A 17,411-nucleotide genomic window follows, 5' to 3' on the forward strand; every position below is an offset into this window, starting at 1 on the left:
GGAGCCGACGATGAGCGACAACGACGACAAGCCCGAGCGCAGGACCAAGCTGGTCAAGGCCGGAGTGGCGGTCGGGATCGGCTCGGCGGCGATCGTCGCGGCGCTGCTCTACGCCTCGAAGGTCAAGAAGCCGAAGCGCTAGGGCGTTCTTCGCGGCCGTACCATTCGTCGAGCCGCATCAGCTGGTCATAATCGCCGTAGGGCGCGAAGGCGGGGTGGAGCTTGGCGGTGAACGGCGCATCGCCGGTCAACCAGGCCGCCGCCGCGGCGAGGAAATGCCGCAGGGTCGACTCGAGGAACATCTCGCTGCCGATCTTGAGGTCCGGCGCCTGGCGAAAACCGAATTGGCCGTTCTTCTTGGCCAGCGACCAATATTCGTGCGCCATCGGCGTTCCGCCGACCCCCTCGAACCCGCCGTCGCGGGCGATGAGGCCGAGCAGGCCCAGTTGCAGCGCGAAGCCTTCGGTAATGGTGCCGGGCTTGGGCGGCTGGCCGGTCTTGTAGTCGACGATCGCCAGCCCGCCGCCGGGGAGCGAATCGATGCGGTCCGCACGGCCTTCGAGGCGCACCCCGCCGATCGTCGTGGCGCCCTTCTTCTCGGCCGCGACGGGCGTTCGACCGGCGGCTTGGTTGGCCGCTTCCTCGCCCGCGATCCAGTCGATCGCCTCGAGCAGGCGCGGCTGCCACAGGGTGCGCAGCATCGGGTGGATCGCCTCGCCGGCGATCAGCGCGCGGGCGCGCGGGAGCAAATCGTCGGGGTCGCAGCGGCCGTCGACGAACCACTGTTCGAGCACCTTGTGCACCGCATTGCCCTTCCACGCCGCGCTCTGGTCGGCGTCGACCGGCTCGAGCGGGCGGAGGCGCAGCATGGTTTTGGCGTAGAAGGCGAACGGGTCGGCCTTGAGGCGGTCGACGTCGGTGACCCTGATCGTACGCGGCCGGTCGGCGGCCGGCGGCGCCGGCTCGGGGCGGGAGACAGGTGCGAGCCGGCCGGGGTCGTCGATCGCCGCGGCGAACTGCTCGATCCGCCGCGCGCGCGGCAGGCCGCCGGTCATCGCCTCGAGCCGAAGCCACAGCCGCGAGGCGATAGTCGGGGCGCGCGAATCGCGGCGCGCGCGGGTGACCAGCACGGACGGCGCCCCGAGCGCTTCGGCGAAGTCGTGCGCGGCGAGTCCCACTCGAAATTCCAGGCCCGGCAGGCCGAGTAGCGAGCGGACCATCGGCGCCAGCCACGGGTCGGGCGCGGGCAGCGCCGGCCACACGCCCTCGTTGAGACCGCCGAGGATCATCAGATCGGCCTGCTGCAGCCGCGCCTCGATCAGCCCGAGAATGGCGACCCGCGGATGCCCGCCGAATGGTGGCCGGACCGCGACCTGGTCGAGCAGCAGGCGGAGGACCGGCAGCCATTCGGTTTCGTCCATCGCCAGCGCCGCCGGCGCGCCGGACTGAAGCCGGGCGACGAGATCGGCCAGTGCTCGGCCGTCGGCGCCGGCCCAGATGCGCTCGGCAGTCAGGGGGGAGAGGAAGGCAACCAGCCCGGCGCACAGGCTCGCCAGATCGGCCGGCGCCGAGAGACGCGCGAGCGGTTCGAGCGCCGGGCGAATGCGCGCCCAGGCGCGCTCGGCCCGGCCCCCGGCGAAATGGCGGTCGAGCCCGTCGAGCCCGGCCGGCGGGCGCGGCCCGCGCAGCGCGAGATCGAGCTGGCGAACGTCGCCGAGCCAGGCGAGCCGGTCGTCGGCGCCGGCCAGCGGATGCTTGAGCAGCGCCAGCAGCGGCACCGGCGCGAATTCCTCGGCCGCCAGCGCGGCGGCGGCCAGCAGCAGCGTACCGGGCGGGGTCTGCGCCAGCGGCTTGCCGGCGCTGTCGTCGGCGGCAATGCCCCAGCGCTCGAGATGGCCGCTGACCCGCGCCGCGAGCGTCCGGTCGGGGGTCACCAGAGCGACCGTGCGCGCCGGGGTCTCGAGCGCCTCACGAATGGCGATGGCGATGCCGAGCGCCTCCCCGGCCGGATCGGCGAACTCGGCGGCGCGAACCCCGCTCAGCCGCCGCTCGGCGGGGGGCAGGCCGTTCCATTTGTCGCTGAAGCGCGCGCTGGCCATGGCGTTGACCACCCCCCGGCTGCGCGCTGCCGGCGACGCCGCGCGCCCGGAGCTGCGCCACATCTCGACCTCGCCGCGAGCGACCCCGATCCGATCCAGCAAGCGCTTCAAATGGAACTGCGGGTGGCTCTCCTCGCCGCGCTCATCCTCCTCCGGCCCGAGCGCATCCCACTCCGCTTCGGGCATTGCCGCCGGCGAGGCGAGGCCGGGCAGGACGACCATGCCGTCGGCCATGAACGCCACCGTCTTGAGCAATTCGGCCACCGCCGGAACGCTCGAGGTGATGCCCGCGGCGACGGTGAACTCCGGCGGCGGGCTCTCGCGCCAGCGCCGGGCGACCCCGCGCAGCAGCCGGTTGCGGCGTTCGGCGAGGTCGATCACGCCCCGGCGCGCGAGCTCGGCCGGCCACAACGCGAGGATCGCCTGCAGCCGGTCGAGCGAGCTTTGCCAATGCCCCGCCAGCTCTGGCCGGTCGGCGGCGACCTCGGCCAATCGCGATGGCGCGACCTCCTCGACGATCAATTGGTCGAAAGCGCGCGCGAGGTCGGCGGCAAGGCGCATCGCTTCGGCCGCGCTCTCGCCCGGCTGGCGGATCAGCGCGGCCAGCGCCAGCTGCCGCTCGAGCGGGTCGATTGCCGGCGGGATCGGTTCGGCCCCGGCCGGGTCGAGCGCTCCGCCGATGCGGTCGTCGAGCTCGGGGTCGCCGATCGCGATCAGCCGCGGCAGCACCAGCCCGCCGCCGCTCGCCCGGACGAATGCCTCGGTGATCGTCCGCACCGCGCGCGCATTGGGCAGCAGGATGCGGCCGGTGGCCAGCGCCAGCGGCCCGTCGCCGAAGCGGCGGACGAGACCGGCGGCGAGCGAGTCGGCGAAGCTGCGGTGCGCCGGGATCGAGAAGATGCTTGGCTTGAGCGCCGGCTCAGCCATCGGCCAGCGCCCGCTCCGTCGCCTTCAGCGCGCGCGGCGAGCCGACGTCGAACCACAGGCCCTGGTGAACCGTGCCGAAACAGCGCCCGGCGGCGATCGCCTTGTCCCACAGGATATTAGTCGAGAAGGCGCCCTCGGGCGCTCCATCGAGTAGCCGCTTGGCGATCATCTGGATGCCGGTGAACACATAGGGCGCGACCCGGGCCTGGCCGCGGCGGCGGAGCCGGCCGAAGCGGTCCATGTGGAAATCGCCCTGTCCATTGTGGTTGCCGGCGCGCGCGTGCGGCACCAGCAGCAGCAGCGCGTCCATCCGCTTGTCGTCCCAGCCGCTGGCGAGCAGCTTCAGCGCATCGGCCGGCCCGTCGACCCAGAAATTGTCGCTGTTAACGACCAGGAACGGATCGCAGCCGATTAGCGGCGCCGCCTTGACCAGTCCGCCGCCGGTCTCGAGCAGCACGCCGCGCTCGTCTGAGATGGTGACGTCGAGATCGCTGACGCTGCGCTCCAGATGCGCCTCGAGCACCTCGGGCAGATAATGGACGTTGACGACGATTTTGCCGACCCCGGCGGCGCGCAGCCGGTCGAGCACATGGTCGATCAGCGGCCGGCCGGCGAGCTCGACCATCGGCTTGGGCCGGTCGTCGGTGAGCGGGCGCATGCGCTTGCCCAGCCCGGCGGCCATGACCATCGCCGTGTCCGGCATGGCGGCATCGATCCGCGGGCGAAGGTTAAGCGCGCGCGCCACCCGGTTCATGCCAATTCGACCCACGGCTCGGCGCGGGCCGAGGCGGGCACGTTGGCCGCGAACCACGCTCGTACCGGCTCGAGCCCGGGCTGGCCGAGGTCGCGCTCGAGCAGGCCCCACATGCGCGGCTGGAAGGCGCGATAGTGCGGCTTGCCGTCGCGCTTCCACAGCCGCGTGAACACGCCGAGGATGCGCGTGTTGCGCTGCGCCGCGAGCGCCCAATAGGCGCGCTCGAACGCCTCGTCTTGCCCGGCCTTGTCGACATAGCGCGCGATCATCGCCTGCTCGATACCCGGATCGACGTCGCGGCGCGCGTCCTCGAGCACCGAGGCGAGGTCGTAGGCGGGGTGGCCGGCCAGGGCGTCCTGGAAGTCGAGCAGCCCGAACTGCGCCACGCCGTCGCGGCCGCCGACCAGCATGACGTTCTCGGCATGGAAATCGCGCAGCACGGTGACCGGTCCGAGCCCGTCCGCCGCGACCGGCCCGAGCACCTCGCCCCAAGCCGCGCGATAGGCGTCGACATCGACTTCGAGCCCGACCGCCGGGCAATACCAATCGGTGAACAGCTGCAATTCCTCGAGCCACTGGTCGAAGCCATGCGCGGGCAGGCCCGCCATCGGCGGGTGACGATGGAGCTCAACCAGCAGGTCGGTCGCGACCGCATACAGCTCCTCTTCGCGATGCGGCGCCTCATCGAGCGCCTCGCGCAGCCGGTCGTCGCCGAGATCGCTGATCAGCAACAGCCCGCGCTCGAGGTCGCGGGCGAGGATCTCAGGCGCCGTCAGGCCGCGCGCGCCGAGCCATTCGGCGACGGCGATGAACGGCCGCGGGTCCTCGTGCGGCGGCGGTGCGTCCATCAGCACGGCGCGCTGGCCGTCGCGGTGGACGCGGAAATAGCGGCGGAAGCTGGCGTCACCGGCCAGCGGTTCGATGTGCGCGCCGCCCCAACCGCAGCGGGCGAGGAAATCGTGCGCGGCGTCGGGCGGGGTCATCGTGGCGGCCATCGCCCCTCCCATGCCGCCGGCACCCCGGCTGTCAAGGCGCGCGCGCCGTCATCGGTGGCGGTGAGGGTCAGCGCCAGAGCATAGGGCCACGCGCCCTCCCCCGCCCGCTCCGGCCATTCGACCAACAGCACCGCATCGTCGAGCGAATCGAGCCCGAGCTCGGCGAGGTCGCCAGGACCGCCAATGCGGAACAGATCGACGTGCAATACCGGCGGCGCGAGATCCTCATAGGGCTGGACGATAGCGAAGCTCGGGCTCGGCACCTCGCCGACGTGACCGAGCGCGCGCAACAGTCCGCGCGCCAGCGTCGTCTTGCCCGCCCCGAGCCCGCCCGACAGCGTGATGACGTCACCGGCGCGGACCAGCCGCGCCAGCGCAGCACCCAAGTCCGTCGTCGCGGCCTCGTCGGCAAGGATCATTGCGGCGCCCGCGGCACGACGAGGTGGACGGCGGTGCCTTTGCCGACCTCGGACTGGAGCTCGACCTTGCCGCCGTGGGCCTCGATGAACTGGCGCGTCAGCGGCAGTCCGAGGCCGAGCGCCGCCTCGCCGCGCTGCGCGCCGACCGCTCGGTGGAAACGGTTGAACACGCTCTGCTGATCCTCGGCGGTGATCCCCGCGCCGTCGTCGGCGACGCTCACCGTCACTGCGTCCTTGTCGCCGCTGGCCGAGAGGATGATGTGGCCCTTCTCCGGCGTGTAGGCGACCGCGTTGCGCAGGACATGGTCGACCGATTCGCGCAGCCGCCGCGAATCCCCAACCACCACGCCGGTCGACGAATCGATCTCGATCTTGAACGCGAGCTGCTTTTCGGCGGCGCGCGCCTGGATCGATTCCGCCGCCGCCCGGCACAGGCCGGCCATGTCGACCCGCTCGCGTTCCAGCACCACGCCGCTGCGGTCGCCCTGGGTGAGGTCAAGCACGTCGTTGATCAGCTTGGCCAGCCGCTCGACCGATTCGAGGATCGCCGCGACATAGTCGGTCGCGGCCGGCGGGAGCTTGCCGGCATAGCCCTGCGCGAGCATCTGCGCGAAGCCGCCGATCGAGGTCAGCGGGGTGCGCAATTCATAGCTCATATTGGCGACGAAGTCGGTCTTGACCCGGTCGGCCTCCTCGAGCGCCGTGGCCCGCTCACGCAGCGCGGCCTCGATCCGCGCGGAATCGGTCACGTCGATCATGGTGAACAGCGCGTTGCCGTCGGGCAGCGGGACCGAGGTGAATTCGAAGTGGCGGCCGTCGGTCATCGACAGTCGGCCGGTGCCCGAGCGGCGGCCGGTGGTAGTATCGCGTACCATCTCGCGCACCTGCGCCGCCTCAGTCGGGTTGACCAGCTTGCGCGCCATCGCCGGCACCAGCTCGTCGACCCGCGGGTGGCCGGTGAGCCATTCCTCGTCCAGCTCCCACAGGCTGCTGAAGCGGCGGTTCCACAGATAAAGCCGGCCGTCCGCGGCGAACACGCTGATGATTTCGAACAGATTGTCGAACGTCGCCGTGCGTACCCGAAGCAACGTGTCGCGCGCCGAGGCAAGGCGCACCTGCTCGGTGCGGTCCTCGAAGATCATCCTCAGCCCGCCGTCGGGCAGCGGCTGGGCGACGACGTGCCAATGGTCGCCGTTGGGCAGCGTCCAGTCCTCGGCGAGCAATTCCTCGGTCGAGGTGAACAGCGCCCGCCGCTCGTTCTTCCACGCCGGGAAGTCGCGCACTTCGGGCACCCGCCCGTTCTCGCGCATCCGCTCGAGCAGCCGGTCGAACTCGGGGCTTTCGGCGAGCCATTCGGGGTCGATCCCGCTCATCACCGCGAACGGCTGGTTGAAGAATACCAATTTGCGGTCGAGCTGGAACTGCGCGACGGCGGCCGTCATCCGGTCGGCCAGCTCGCGCTGCGAGACGATGTTGCGGGCAAGCTCGAAGCGCGCGTCCTCGAGGTCCTGGATGTCGAGCGCGAAGCCGGCCACCGCGCCGGTCGGGAGCGGTACGTCGACCAGCTTGAGCATCCGCCGCTCGCCGCCGATCGTCGCCGGCTGGGTGCGGATGTAGGGCCGGCCGGTCTCGAGCGCGACGATCGCTCCGGCGGTGGCACTCTCCTCGCCCGGGCTGTCGATCAGCTCGCTGCCGCGGGCGATGACCTCGGCCGCGTCGCGCGCCTCGACCGCCGCGACGAATGCCGAATTGACCAGCCCGAGGCTCATGTCCGGCCCGCGGTACCACATCGGGAACGGCGCGCTCTCGATCAGGTGAGTGAGCGAATCGAGCGCGGCCTCGGTCATATGGAGCTGGTTGGCGAGCTTGAGCCGCTCGCTTTCCGAACCGGTGGTGTCGAACACCCACAGCAGCAGCGTGTTGGGCTTGTACGGCGCCGGGGCGAGGCCGCCGCGCACCTCGACCACCCGGCTCGACCCGGCGATGCGCGCCTGGCGGGCGACCGGGGCGCCGCCGAGCGCGGCCGACTGTATGTCGCCGATCAGCGCCGCGAGATCGTCGCGCTCGAGCCCGCCGCCGTCCTGCGCCAACGCGTCGAGATCGGTCGGCAGTGAGTCGAGCCCGAGGTCGCGCTGGAGCAGCCGGTCGGCCTCGATCCGCCCGTCAGGATGAACCAGCAGCGGCCGCGCCGGAAGCGCGCGGAGCAGCGCCGAAACCGACCGGGCGCTGTCCGCCAGCGCCGCCGCGCGGGCCACCCGGCGGCCGGCGACGATCATCAGCACGGCCGCGATCGCCACCCAGAACGCGGCCAGGATGGCGACGATTGTGCCGAGGCCGAACGCGCTCATGAGGCGAGGTCATAGGGCGCACGGCCGCAAAAGCAAAAGCGTCCTCGTCGCCCCAGCGAAGGCTGGGGCCCATGCCTATTGATCGCGCACGAACGTAAGGCATGGATGCCAGCCTTCGCTGGCATGACGGGCTAGCGAGCAGCGCGCTCTAGTAGCGGTAATGCTCGGGCTTGAACGGGCCTTGCGGGGTGACCCCGATATAGGCCGCCTGCTTGTCGCTGAGCTTGCTCAATTTCACGCCTAGCTTGTCGAGGTGCAGTGCGGCGACCTTCTCGTCGAGATGCTTGGGCAGGACGTAGACGTCGTTGCCGTAGGTCTCCGACTTGGTCCACAACTCGATCTGCGCCAGCACCTGGTTGGTGAAGCTCGAGCTCATCACGAAGCTCGGGTGGCCGGTGGCGCAGCCGAGGTTCACCAGCCGGCCCTTGGCCAGCACGATCAGGCGCTTGCCGTCGGGGAAGGTGACCTCGTCGACCTGCGGCTTGATCTCGCTCCACTTCATGTTGCTGAGCGCGCCGATCTGGATCTCGCTGTCGAAGTGGCCGATGTTGGAGACGATCGCCATGTCCTTCATGGCGCGCATGTGGTCGAGCGTGATGACGTCGAAATTGCCGGTCGCGGTGACGAAGATGTCGGCGCGCGGAGCGGCGTCCTCCATCGTCACCACCTCAAAGCCGTCCATCGCCGCCTGGAGCGCGCAGATCGGGTCGACCTCGGTCACCAGCACGCGCGCGCCGCCGTTGCGAAGGCTCGCCGCGCTGCCCTTGCCGACATCGCCATAGCCGGCGACGCAGGCGACCTTGCCGGCCAGCATCACGTCGGTCGCGCGGCGGATGGCGTCGACCAGGCTTTCCTTGCAGCCGTAGAGGTTGTCGAACTTCGACTTGGTGACGCTGTCGTTGACGTTGATCGCGGGGAACGGGAGCTTGCCCTGCTTGGCGAGCTCGTACAGCCGGTGGACTCCGGTGGTGGTCTCTTCCGACACGCCCTTGATGTTGGCGACGGTGCGCGTGAGGTAGCCCGGACGCTCCTTGAGGAAGCGCTGGAGCGTCGCGGCGAAGATTTCCTCTTCCTCGTTGGTCGGCGTGAACAAAGCCTCGCCGGCTTCGACGCGCGCGCCCCACAGCGCGAACATGGTGGCGTCGCCGCCGTCGTCGAGGATCAGGTTGCAGGTTTGGCCGTCGCCGTCCTTCTCCCAGTCGAAGATGCTCACGACATAGTCCCAATATTCCTCGAGCGTCTCGCCCTTGACCGCGAACACCGGAACGCCCGAGGCGGCGATCGCCGCGGCGGCATGGTCCTGGGTCGAGAAGATGTTGCACGACGCCCAGCGGACATCGGCGCCGAGCGCGGTCAGGGTCTCGATCAAGACTGCGGTCTGGATCGTCATGTGCAGCGAGCCGGTGATCCGCGCGCCCTTCAACGGCTTGGCCGCGCCATATTCCGCCCGAAGCGCCATCAGCCCCGGCATCTCGGTCTCGGCGATGTCGATTTCCTTGCGGCCGAAGTCGGCAAGCGCAATGTCCTTGACCAGATAATCGTCGGTCGAATTGGCGCGGGTCAGCGTGTCGGCGGTAGTGGCCACGGGTCGTTTCTCCAATGTGCGGGTGTCGCCGCGCCCCTAGCCGGAGACGGCCCCAAACGCAAATATAAAGAATTCTTTATATGGTGGTCGCTCCCCGCCTAGCCCGCTGGATGAGATCGAGGTTTGCGACCGTTGCCGCGACAGAGGAGAGAGTGCCGGAGACGATCGGGAGGGTGAACGCCGCAAAGAAGAGGATTTGGCCGCCGGACAATCCGAGGATTGCCGCTCCCACGGCGCTCAGGAGGATCAGGGTAAACGCAGCGAACAGGCCGAACCGAATGATCCACGACGCACGCGCCATGTGACGAGCCTGGAGCGACAAGCGCGTCTGCGGGAAGGTCTTCAAAGTGCCGAACGTTCGCAAACGAACTAGCCAAACGATCAATCCGGCAGCTACGACAGCGATCGCTACACCGCCGACGACAAGCAGCCCTTGCCAAGCGTTCTCGCCCAACGCCCAAGCTTGCATAAGGCTCAGGGCGCCCCCCACGATCCCCGCCACGCTGATCTGGTAATTGATCCGCTTCTCGATTGATGAGCGTTGAGAATCCAGCGGACGACCGCGCGGAGAGACGACCTTCACGCTGCGCCCGTCTCCGCCGCCAGCAGCTTCGGGTCGATCCCCTCGCCCCGAAACGCTGCTTCCCAGCGTTCATCCGCCGGCGTGTCGAACAGCAGCGCCGCATCGCCGCGCGCCGCGAACCAGCCGTGGCGGGTCATCTCCCCATCGAGCTGGCCCGGCCCCCAGCCGGCATAGCCCAAGGCGATCAGCCAGCGGCTCGGCCCCTTGCCCGCCGCGATCGCCTTCAGCACGTCGATCGTCCCGGTCATCGCCCCGAGCCCGGGCACCTGCACCGTGTCCTGCCCGCCCCAGTCCTCGGAGTGGAGGACGAAACCGCGACCCGGCTCCATCGGTCCACCGTGGTGGACCGCGCAGTCGGGCGCCTCGCCCGGCTCGATCTCGAGCTGGCTGAGCAGCGCGCGAAACCGCACCCCGGCGCGCTTGTGGCCGATACCGATGCCGATCGCCCCGTCCTCGTCGTGCTGGGCGATGGCGATCACCGCCCGCTCGAAGCGCGGATCGGCCATCCCGGGAAGCGCCAGCAGCAGCCGGCCGGTGAGAAACGCAGGCACAGTCATCGCGCGCAAATCGTGCGCCGATCGCCGCGTCAGGACAAGTCCCCGCTTTGCCCCTGGGCCGGGTTGAGCGCGCGGGTCGGCGCGCCTATGTCGCGGCCTGACGCAATCAAGGAGTGACGAACATGGCGATCCAGGTTGGCGAGCGAATTCCCGATGTCCAGGTCGCGCTGGCGACTCCCGAGGGCCCGATCCCGGTCCGCACCGGGGAATTTTTCGCCGGCAAGAAGGTCGCCTTGTTCGCGGTCCCCGGCGCCTACACGCCGACCTGCTCGGCGCGGCACCTGCCATCCTATGTCGAAAAGGCCGGCGAGCTGAAAGCCAAGGGAGTCGACGAGATCGTCGCCACCAGCGTCAACGACGCCTTCGTGCTCGGCGCCTGGAACCAGTCCGCGGGAAGCGAGGACATCACCATGCTTGCCGACGGCAATGGCGAGCTTGCCGAGGCGCTCGGGCTCGGCATGGACGCGTCCAAGTTCGGCATGGGCCAGCGCAGCCAGCGCTATTCGATGATCGTCAACGACGGCGTGGTCGAGCAGGTCAATGTCGAGGCTCCGGGCGCCTATGAGGTGTCGGGCGCCGAGACGATGCTGGGCCAGCTCTAGCGGCAGGCCGACATCCGGTTGCGGCAGCGGGCGGGCACTTTTGGCCCGCTCGCCCGTTCGCTCCCCTGCAGTCATTGTAGAGGAGTACCCCCATGCCCAACCGGAACAGCAAAGGCGAATTCACCGCCAACCGTTCGTCGCGCCGCTCGAGCCGCCGCGAGGACACCATCGCCACCCGCACCGGCCGCACCATGCGCGACCGCCCGGTCGCCAGCGCCGCGATCCTCGCCGGAACCGCGTCGATCGTCGCCGGCATCGTCGGTTTGTTCGCGATGAAGAACAAGAGCGGCAAGAATTGGTCGGAGTTCGGCGAAGACCTGTCGAACCGCGCCAGCGAGACGCTCAGCAGCGCCACCGAAACCGTCAAGGAAGCGACCTCGGGTCTCAGCGACAAGCTGCGCCGCGACGGAGTCGATGGCGAAAAGACCCAGGCTGAGATCATGCAGGAGGCGCTGACCCTCAAGCAGACCGGCGAGATGTCGACCCCGCCGCGCGGCCCGATTGCCGAGCAGGACATCAAGGCCGGCATCGCCACCAGCAACCAGGAAGCCAAGGCCGGCGCCCAGGCGTACAGCTAGGCTGATCGGAAGGGGCGCTTCGGCGCCCCTTCTTTTCCCAGAAAGACCAAAGATGCGAGTCTCGCTGAAGCCGTTGCGCGAGCAGGTGATGGTGATCACCGGCGCGTCGTCCGGGATCGGGCTTGCCACCGCCCGCCGGGCCGCCGCGGCCGGCGCCTCCGTCGTTCTCGCCGCGCGCAACGCAGAGGCGCTCGACGAGGCCGCCGCCGATATCCGCCGCAAGGGCGGCAAGTCCGAAGCCTTCGCCTGCGACCTCGCCGAACGCGGCTCGGCCGAGCGGCTCGCCGCCTTCGCCGAGGAAAAATTCGGCCGCATCGACAGCTGGGTCAACAACGCTGCCGCCTCGATGCTTGCGACGATCGAGACGGTCACCATCGACGAGCACCGCCGCGTGTTCGACGTGGGTTACTTTGGCTATGTCGAGGGCAGCCTCGCCGCAGTCGCGCGCCTCAAGCAGAGCGGCGGCGCGCTGATCAACGTCGGCTCGGTGCTGTCCAACCGCGCCGCTCCGCTGCAGGGCGTCTATTCGGCGATGAAGGCCGCGGTGCTTGGCTTCACCGACGCGTTGCGCATGGAGCTCGAGATGGCCGAGGCGCCGGTCTCGGTGACTCTGATCAAGCCCGGCGCGACCGACACCATGTACATCGAGCATGCCCGCAACAAGCTCGGCGCGCCGTCGACCCCGCCGCCGCCGCCATCGATCCTCTACGATCCCGAGCTGGTCGCCAAGGCGATCTGCTTCGCCGCCGCCACCCCGCGCCGCTCGCTGACGGTCGGCGGTGCCGGCCTTTTGCTCACCGCCGCCGCTCCACTCCAGCCGCGCCTTGCCGACCTGTTCCTCGAGGAGATGCTCGACGAGGACGGCCAGACCGGCGACGAACCGCCCGATCCGGACGCCTACGACAATCTGTTCGAAGCGCGCGAGGACGGGCGGACCAACTCGAACCAGAGCCGCAAGCCGCGCAAGCAAAGCCTCTACCTCGAGGCGCAGATGCACCCGGTCGCCACCGCCGCACTCATCGGCGGAGCGGCGGCGCTGGCCGGAGCCGGTGCATGGCTACTCGGCAGAAGCTCCCGCGAGGACTGACACTAGCTCCTCCCTATCGCGTAGCGATGGGGAGGGGGACCAGCCGTAGCCGAAGGCGAAGGATGGTGGAGGGGTTTGTACCTGACCCCTCCGTCACGCCTGCCCTGCGCTTCGGCGCGCCACCTCCCCACGCCTTCGGCGCAGGGAGGAGCTATTCGCCTACCAACCCTGCGGCTGACCCCTGTTCTGCTCGTCCAGCCAGGCCTTCAGCGGCGCGAAATATTCGGCCATCGCCTTGCCCGACATCTGGCGGCTGCCGGTGAACGCCTCGAGCGCGTCGGGCCACGGCTTGGACGCGCCCATCTCGAGCATCGCGTTGAGCCGCCGCCCGACTTCCTTGTTGCCGTAGAAGCTGCAGCGGTGCAGCGGGCCGGTCCAGCCGGCCTGGTCGCACGCCGCCTTGTAGAACTGGAACTGCAGGATCCGCGCCAGGAAGTAGCGCGTGTAGGGCACGCTCGCCGGGATATGGTACTTCGCGCCGGCATCGAACGCGTCGGCGGGACGCTCGACCGGCGGCACGATGCCCTGGTAATCGGTGCGCAGCTTGGTCCAGGCGGTGTTATATTCGGCCGGCGAGATCGAGCCGTCGAAAATCCCCCAGCGGTAGCGGTCGACCAGCAGGCCGAACGGCAGGAACGCGACCTTGTCCATCGCCTGGCGGAGCAGCAGGCCGACGTCCTTGTCGGCGCTCGGCACCCGGCTGCGCGGCAGCATCCCGATCTGGACCAGATATTCCGGCGTGATCGACAGCGCGATGGCATCGCCGATCGCCTCGTGGAAGCCGTCGTTGGCGCCGTTGAGGTAGAGGAACGGCTGGTCCTTGTACGCGCGCTGATAGTAATTGTGGCCAAGCTCGTGGTGGATGGTGATGAAGTCGTCCGCGTTCGGCTTGATGCACATCTTGATGCGCACGTCGTCCTTGTTGTCCAGGTCCCACGCCGAGGCGTGGCAGACGACCTCGCGGCCGGCCGGCTTGGTGAACATCGAGCGGCTGTAGAAGGTGGCCGGCAAGGGGTCGAACCCGAGCGACGAGAAGAAGCCCTCGCCGATCTTGACCATGCCGACCGGGTCGAGCTTCTTCTGCTGGACCAAAGCGGTCAGGTCGTAGCCGACGTCGCCCGCGCCCTTGGGCGCTACCAGCGGATAGATATTGCCCCATTCCTGCGCCCACATGTTGCCGAGAAGGTCCGCGCGGATCGGGCCGCTCGCCGGCTGGATGGCGCTGCCGTGCTTCTTGTTGAGCTTGGCCCGAACGAAAGTGTGCAGCGCCATGTAGAGCGGCTTGACCTCCTGCCACAGCCGCTCGGTCTCGGCGGCGAACTGCTCGGGCGGCATGTCGTAGCCCGAACGCCACATCGCGCCGACGTCGCTGAAACCCAGCTCCTTGGCGCCCTCGTTGGCGATCCCGACCATCCGCACGAAGTCGTTCTTCATCGGCTTGCCGACATTGTCGTGCCAGCTCGTCCACATCTCGGCATATTCGGCGGGCGTGTGGTTGAGCTCGCCCATCTCCGCCTCGATGTCGCTGCCGTTGATCGGTTTGCCCCGAAGCGTGCCCTTGCCCTTGCCATAGTCCGACTGGAGCTTGGTCGCGATCGTGTTGAGCTCGGTCGCCGCTCCGGGCATGGTCGGGGCCGGAAGCACGATCCCGGTGCGCAGGATATCAAGCTTGCGCTTGGTGTCGTAGCTCAGGCCCTGGACATTGGCGTATTTGGCCGCCTCGAGCGCGTATTTCACGCTCTTCTCGGTGCCGACCGCGTTGATCTTGGCGGCCGCCGCGTCGGTCGCATCGGTGATGTTGGTGGCGTTCTCCCAATTGATCCGGTTGGCCTCGAGCGAATAGGCGAACAAATCCTTTTCCGCGGCGGCGATGAAGGCATCGGCCTCGGCAGCGGTCGGGCCGGCGGCGACCGGCGCCTCGACTGCGGAGACCGGCGCGAGCGGAGCCTCGGAGGCGACGGGCGTCGTGGTGGCGCAGCCGGCGAGCGTGATGGCGAGAAGCGAGGTGGTGAGAGCGAGACGGTTCAAGGCAGCGACTCCTGGTGCTGGATGGTCAAATCTGTTCGCGTGGGCGGAGGAGTGAGCGCCTCGCGCGCGCCCGTCAAGCCTCTGTGCAGAATGCCAATATTGAGTCGCCGAAGTCGCTTTTGGTGACGCTCGACATGTGCGTTCCGGGCACCGGCGCGTAGCGGGAGTTAGGCAGCTTCTCCGCCAGCGCCGGGGCCGAACCATTGTCCTCGTCCTCGGTCCCGCACAGCACCAGCGTCGGCATGGTGAACGCGCCGAGCCAGTCGGGGTGCGCATCCTCGAACGTGCGCAGCAGGTGCCCGGCGGCGACGCGGTCGACCTTCATCGTCTTCATGAACTGGATCGCCAGCCACCATTTGTCGCCGCGGGTGGCGAGGTCGAACTGCGCGATCGCCTCGTGGAAAAACGCCTGCCGCCGGTTCCAGTCGGCCAGCCCCTCGAGCCCCATTCCGGCGAGGATCGCGCGGCTCGGCCGGGCCCCCTCCCCGACCAGCTGAACCACCGTCCGGGCACCCAGCGAGAAACCGCCGAGCACGTAATCCTCGAGCCCAAGCTGCGCGATCAGCTCGGAGATGTCCCGCGCCAGAATTCCCTGCGGATAGGCCGCGGCCTCCTGCGGCTTGTCGCTCAGTCCGTGCGCGCGAAGGTCGGGCATGATCACCCGGAAGCCCGCGGCGGCCAGCTTTGCCGCATGGCCGAACTTCACCCAATTGGTGTTGCCGTCCGAGAACAGCCCGTGGACCAGCACCACTGGCCGCCCCGCGCCCAGCTCGCGCCACCCCAGCCGGACGCCGTCTGACGCAGTCCAGTGATGGATGCTCGGCTCGCTCAATCGGGCACCTCGCGGCCCGCCGCCTGCCAGCGCTTGGCGACGCTCTCGGTCGTCTCGCTGCGCATCCGCGGCAGGTCCCTCGTATCGAGGAACGCCTCGTGCAGGCTCTCGCTTCCGGCGTGGACCACCGGCGCGAAGCCGGTCGGGTCGTCGAGGCTGCCCAGCGTCACGTCGGGCTTGCCGCCGCCATCGGCGAAGTGGAAGCCGAGCGGAGTGCCGCACCGCGCGCAGAACGGCCGCCGGGCGATCGGCGAGCTCTCGTACCACTCCGGCTCGCCTTGCCAGCGCAAGGTGCCCGGCTCGACCTGGACGAACGCCGCGGCGAACCCGCCGGTCGCCCGCTGGCACATCCGGCAATGGCAGAAATAGGCGTCGCGGCCTTCGATCCTGGCCTCGTAACGCACCCGGCCGCACTGGCAGCCGCCGCTCACCGTCTCGCTCACGGCAGCGGCGCGCCGGCCGGCGGCAGGCTCATATGCTCATGGACGATAAGCCAGCGCCCGTCGGCCTGCTTCTGCAGCACCTGGGTAAAGCGTGCGCGCGCCATCTGCCGCGCCGGCCCGACCTGCGCTGTGAAGCTGACGACCCCAGACGCGACCAAGGTGTCCGGGTCGAGCTGCTGCACATTGCGTTCGGTCACCGCGAAATCGGCCGGCTTCATCGCCATGAACCCGGCGGTCTCTTGGGTGATGACATTCCTGTCGCGGGTCGGCGCGAGCTTGCCGGTCGAGAACACCACCGCATCGGGCGCGTAGAGCGCCATCGCCGTCTCCGCCGAGCCCGAGCGCCAGCTGTCCTCGACCGATGCGACGATCTCCTCGGGCGTCCCGGCCTGGGCCTCCGCCTGATTGCCGCCAGCCGACTTCTGCACGTCGCAGCCCGCGACCAGCAGCCCGCCCGCCACGCAAATCCACAAATGCCGCATCACCGCTCTCCTTCGCGGCGGCAGCCTAGGCTTCAGGCCGCCTTCTGCAAGTGCCGCCGGCCGAGCAGCTCGGCGATCTGCACCGCGTTCAGCGCCGCGCCCTTGCGCAAATTGTCGCTGACGATCCACAGCGCCAGCCCGTTGTCGACCGTCGGGTCCTCGCGCACCCGGCTGACGAACGTCGCATAGTCGCCGACGCATTCGACCGGCGTCACGTAGCCGCCGTCCTCGCGCTTATCGACCAGCATCACGCCTGGCGCCTCGCGCAGGATCGCCTGGGCCTCGGCGGCGCTGATCTCGTCTTCGAATTCGACGTGCACCGCTTCCGAATGCCCGACGAACACCGGCACCCGAACGCAGGTCGCGGTGACCTTGATGCCGGGGTCGAGAATCTTCTTGGTCTCGACCACCATCTTCCATTCTTCCTTGGTCGACCCGTCGTCGAGGAAGCTGTCGATGTGCGGGATGACGTTGAACGCGATCTGCTTGGTGAACTTCACTGGCTCGTTGGAATCGCCGACGAAGATGTTGCGGCTCTGCTCGAACAGCTCGTCCATCCCCGCCTTGCCGGCGCCGCTGACCGATTGATAGGTCGCCACCACGACCCGCTTGATCCGCGCCGCGTCGTGCAGCGGCTTCAGCGCCACGACCATCTGCGCGGTCGAGCAATTGGGGTTGGCGATGATGTTCTTGGCGCGATAGCCGGCGATCGCCTCGGCGTTCACCTCGGGCACGATCAGCGGCACGTCGGGGTCCATCCGGAACGCCGAGGAATTGTCGATCACCGTGCAGCCGGCCGCCGCCGCGCGCGGCGCATGAGCCTTGCTGATCTCGCCGCCGGCGCTGAACAGCGCCATGTCCCAGCCGGCGAAGTCGAAATGCTCGAGGTTCTTGACCTTGAGCTCCTTGCCGCTGTCGCCGAAATCGATGATGTCGCCGGTCGAGCGCGCGCTCGCCACCGCCGCCACCTCGGCCAGCGGGAATTGCCGTTCGGCGAGAATGTTGAGGATCTCCCGCCCGACATTGCCGGTCGCCCCGACCACCGCCACCCGATAGCCCGACATTGCTCGTCTCCTTAACGAAAGCGGCCGG

At 69.1% G+C, this 17,411-nt stretch carries 17 protein-coding genes; 4 read left to right on the forward strand and 13 right to left on the reverse strand.

The window, feature by feature from the left end; translation table 11 throughout:
* Positions 1-10 precede the first annotated feature (10 nt).
* Positions 11-142: a hypothetical protein gene (locus D0Z60_RS11995; protein WP_275896707.1), complete on the forward strand. Its 132-nt coding sequence runs from the start codon at positions 11-13 to the stop codon at positions 140-142.
* Here the strand turns inward: D0Z60_RS11995 and D0Z60_RS05355 are convergent.
* From D0Z60_RS05355 to D0Z60_RS05390, 8 genes are all read right to left on the reverse strand, one after another.
* Positions 123-3,026: a PD-(D/E)XK nuclease family protein gene (locus D0Z60_RS05355; RefSeq protein WP_118857295.1), complete on the reverse strand. Its 2,904-nt coding sequence runs from the start codon at positions 3,024-3,026 to the stop codon at positions 123-125. The two genes, D0Z60_RS11995 and D0Z60_RS05355, sit on opposite strands and share 20 nt — an antisense overlap.
* Complete coding sequence (locus D0Z60_RS05360) at positions 3,019-3,780, reverse strand: nucleotidyltransferase family protein (protein ID WP_118857296.1); 762 nt, start codon at positions 3,778-3,780, stop codon at positions 3,019-3,021. Before D0Z60_RS05360 ends, D0Z60_RS05355 begins: the two co-directional genes overlap by 8 nt.
* Entirely contained in the window at positions 3,777-4,775 is a 999-nt protein-coding gene (locus D0Z60_RS05365) for an aminoglycoside phosphotransferase family protein (RefSeq protein ID WP_420822778.1), read from the reverse strand. The genes D0Z60_RS05360 and D0Z60_RS05365 overlap by 4 nt, the downstream gene beginning before the upstream one ends.
* A complete protein-coding gene (gene tsaE, locus D0Z60_RS05370; RefSeq protein ID WP_118857297.1) occupies positions 4,760-5,194 on the reverse strand; it encodes a tRNA (adenosine(37)-N6)-threonylcarbamoyltransferase complex ATPase subunit type 1 TsaE in 435 nt (144 codons plus the stop codon). The genes D0Z60_RS05365 and tsaE overlap by 16 nt, the downstream gene beginning before the upstream one ends.
* Positions 5,191-7,542 (reverse strand): PAS domain-containing sensor histidine kinase, encoded by a 2,352-nt coding sequence (locus tag D0Z60_RS05375; RefSeq protein ID WP_118857298.1) that lies wholly within the window; start codon positions 7,540-7,542, stop codon positions 5,191-5,193. The genes tsaE and D0Z60_RS05375 overlap by 4 nt, the downstream gene beginning before the upstream one ends.
* 148 nt (positions 7,543-7,690) lie before the next feature.
* Positions 7,691-9,127: an adenosylhomocysteinase gene (gene ahcY, locus D0Z60_RS05380; RefSeq protein WP_205421037.1), complete on the reverse strand. Its 1,437-nt coding sequence runs from the start codon at positions 9,125-9,127 to the stop codon at positions 7,691-7,693.
* 76 nt (positions 9,128-9,203) lie between these two features.
* Complete coding sequence (locus D0Z60_RS05385; protein WP_118857299.1) at positions 9,204-9,710, reverse strand: hypothetical protein; 507 nt, start codon at positions 9,708-9,710, stop codon at positions 9,204-9,206.
* A complete protein-coding gene (locus D0Z60_RS05390) occupies positions 9,707-10,267 on the reverse strand; it encodes a YqgE/AlgH family protein (protein ID WP_118857300.1) in 561 nt (186 codons plus the stop codon). The genes D0Z60_RS05385 and D0Z60_RS05390 overlap by 4 nt, the downstream gene beginning before the upstream one ends.
* Before the next feature lie 122 nt (positions 10,268-10,389).
* Here D0Z60_RS05390 and D0Z60_RS05395 point away from each other — a divergent pair, with 122 nt between their 5' ends.
* The 3 genes from D0Z60_RS05395 (at position 10,390) to D0Z60_RS05405 (ending at position 12,534) form a co-directional block, all read left to right on the forward strand.
* Positions 10,390-10,869, forward strand: coding sequence for a peroxiredoxin (locus D0Z60_RS05395; protein WP_118857301.1), 480 nt, complete (start codon positions 10,390-10,392; stop codon positions 10,867-10,869).
* Positions 10,870-10,961: 92 nt separating this feature from the next.
* Positions 10,962-11,447 carry a hypothetical protein gene (locus D0Z60_RS05400; RefSeq protein WP_118857302.1) on the forward strand — a complete coding sequence of 162 codons (486 nt, stop codon included), beginning with the start codon at positions 10,962-10,964 and terminating at the stop codon, positions 11,445-11,447.
* 52 nt (positions 11,448-11,499) lie between these two features.
* Positions 11,500-12,534, forward strand: coding sequence for an SDR family oxidoreductase (locus D0Z60_RS05405; protein WP_118857303.1), 1,035 nt, complete (start codon positions 11,500-11,502; stop codon positions 12,532-12,534).
* A 159-nt stretch (positions 12,535-12,693) separates the two neighbouring features.
* On the opposite strand, the gene D0Z60_RS05410 is transcribed toward D0Z60_RS05405, so the two are convergent.
* The 5 genes from D0Z60_RS05410 to D0Z60_RS05430 form a co-directional block, all read right to left on the reverse strand.
* On the reverse strand, positions 12,694-14,562 hold the full coding sequence (locus D0Z60_RS05410; RefSeq protein WP_162888095.1) for a M2 family metallopeptidase: 1,869 nt from the start codon (positions 14,560-14,562) through the stop codon (positions 12,694-12,696).
* A gap of 73 nt (positions 14,563-14,635) precedes the next feature.
* Positions 14,636-15,394, reverse strand: coding sequence for an alpha/beta fold hydrolase (locus D0Z60_RS05415; protein WP_118857304.1), 759 nt, complete (start codon positions 15,392-15,394; stop codon positions 14,636-14,638).
* Positions 15,391-15,837 carry a GFA family protein gene (locus tag D0Z60_RS05420; protein ID WP_118857305.1) on the reverse strand — a complete coding sequence of 149 codons (447 nt, stop codon included), beginning with the start codon at positions 15,835-15,837 and terminating at the stop codon, positions 15,391-15,393. Before D0Z60_RS05420 ends, D0Z60_RS05415 begins: the two co-directional genes overlap by 4 nt.
* Complete coding sequence (locus D0Z60_RS05425) at positions 15,834-16,319, reverse strand: YybH family protein (RefSeq protein WP_118857306.1); 486 nt, start codon at positions 16,317-16,319, stop codon at positions 15,834-15,836. The genes D0Z60_RS05420 and D0Z60_RS05425 overlap by 4 nt, the downstream gene beginning before the upstream one ends.
* A 32-nt stretch (positions 16,320-16,351) precedes the next feature.
* The gene (locus D0Z60_RS05430; protein WP_118857307.1) at positions 16,352-17,383 is read right to left on the reverse strand and encodes an aspartate-semialdehyde dehydrogenase; all 1,032 of its coding nucleotides are present in this window, start codon (positions 17,381-17,383) and stop codon (positions 16,352-16,354) included.
* Positions 17,384-17,411 lie beyond the last annotated feature (28 nt).

The sequence above is a fragment of the Sphingomonas mesophila genome (assembly GCF_003499275.1).
GTDB lineage: Bacteria > Pseudomonadota > Alphaproteobacteria > Sphingomonadales > Sphingomonadaceae > Sphingomicrobium > Sphingomicrobium mesophilum.

What these genes read in the sequence shown, in the direction of transcription:
- D0Z60_RS11995 (WP_275896707.1), top strand. Translation starts at nt 11, where the DNA reads ATGAGCGACAACGACGACAAGCCCGAGCGCAGGACCAAGCTGGTCAAG.
- D0Z60_RS05425 (WP_118857306.1), bottom strand. Translation starts at nt 16,319, where the DNA reads ATGCGGCATTTGTGGATTTGCGTGGCGGGCGGGCTGCTGGTCGCGGGC.
- D0Z60_RS05355 (WP_118857295.1), bottom strand. Translation starts at nt 3,026, where the DNA reads ATGGCTGAGCCGGCGCTCAAGCCAAGCATCTTCTCGATCCCGGCGCAC.
- D0Z60_RS05360 (WP_118857296.1), bottom strand. Translation starts at nt 3,780, where the DNA reads ATGAACCGGGTGGCGCGCGCGCTTAACCTTCGCCCGCGGATCGATGCC.
- D0Z60_RS05395 (WP_118857301.1), top strand. Translation starts at nt 10,390, where the DNA reads ATGGCGATCCAGGTTGGCGAGCGAATTCCCGATGTCCAGGTCGCGCTG.
- D0Z60_RS05400 (WP_118857302.1), top strand. Translation starts at nt 10,962, where the DNA reads ATGCCCAACCGGAACAGCAAAGGCGAATTCACCGCCAACCGTTCGTCG.
- D0Z60_RS05405 (WP_118857303.1), top strand. Translation starts at nt 11,500, where the DNA reads ATGCGAGTCTCGCTGAAGCCGTTGCGCGAGCAGGTGATGGTGATCACC.
- D0Z60_RS05365 (WP_420822778.1), bottom strand. Translation starts at nt 4,775, where the DNA reads ATGGCCGCCACGATGACCCCGCCCGACGCCGCGCACGATTTCCTCGCC.
- D0Z60_RS05375 (WP_118857298.1), bottom strand. Translation starts at nt 7,542, where the DNA reads ATGAGCGCGTTCGGCCTCGGCACAATCGTCGCCATCCTGGCCGCGTTC.
- D0Z60_RS05430 (WP_118857307.1), bottom strand. Translation starts at nt 17,383, where the DNA reads ATGTCGGGCTATCGGGTGGCGGTGGTCGGGGCGACCGGCAATGTCGGG.
- tsaE (WP_118857297.1), bottom strand. Translation starts at nt 5,194, where the DNA reads ATGATCCTTGCCGACGAGGCCGCGACGACGGACTTGGGTGCTGCGCTG.
- D0Z60_RS05390 (WP_118857300.1), bottom strand. Translation starts at nt 10,267, where the DNA reads ATGACTGTGCCTGCGTTTCTCACCGGCCGGCTGCTGCTGGCGCTTCCC.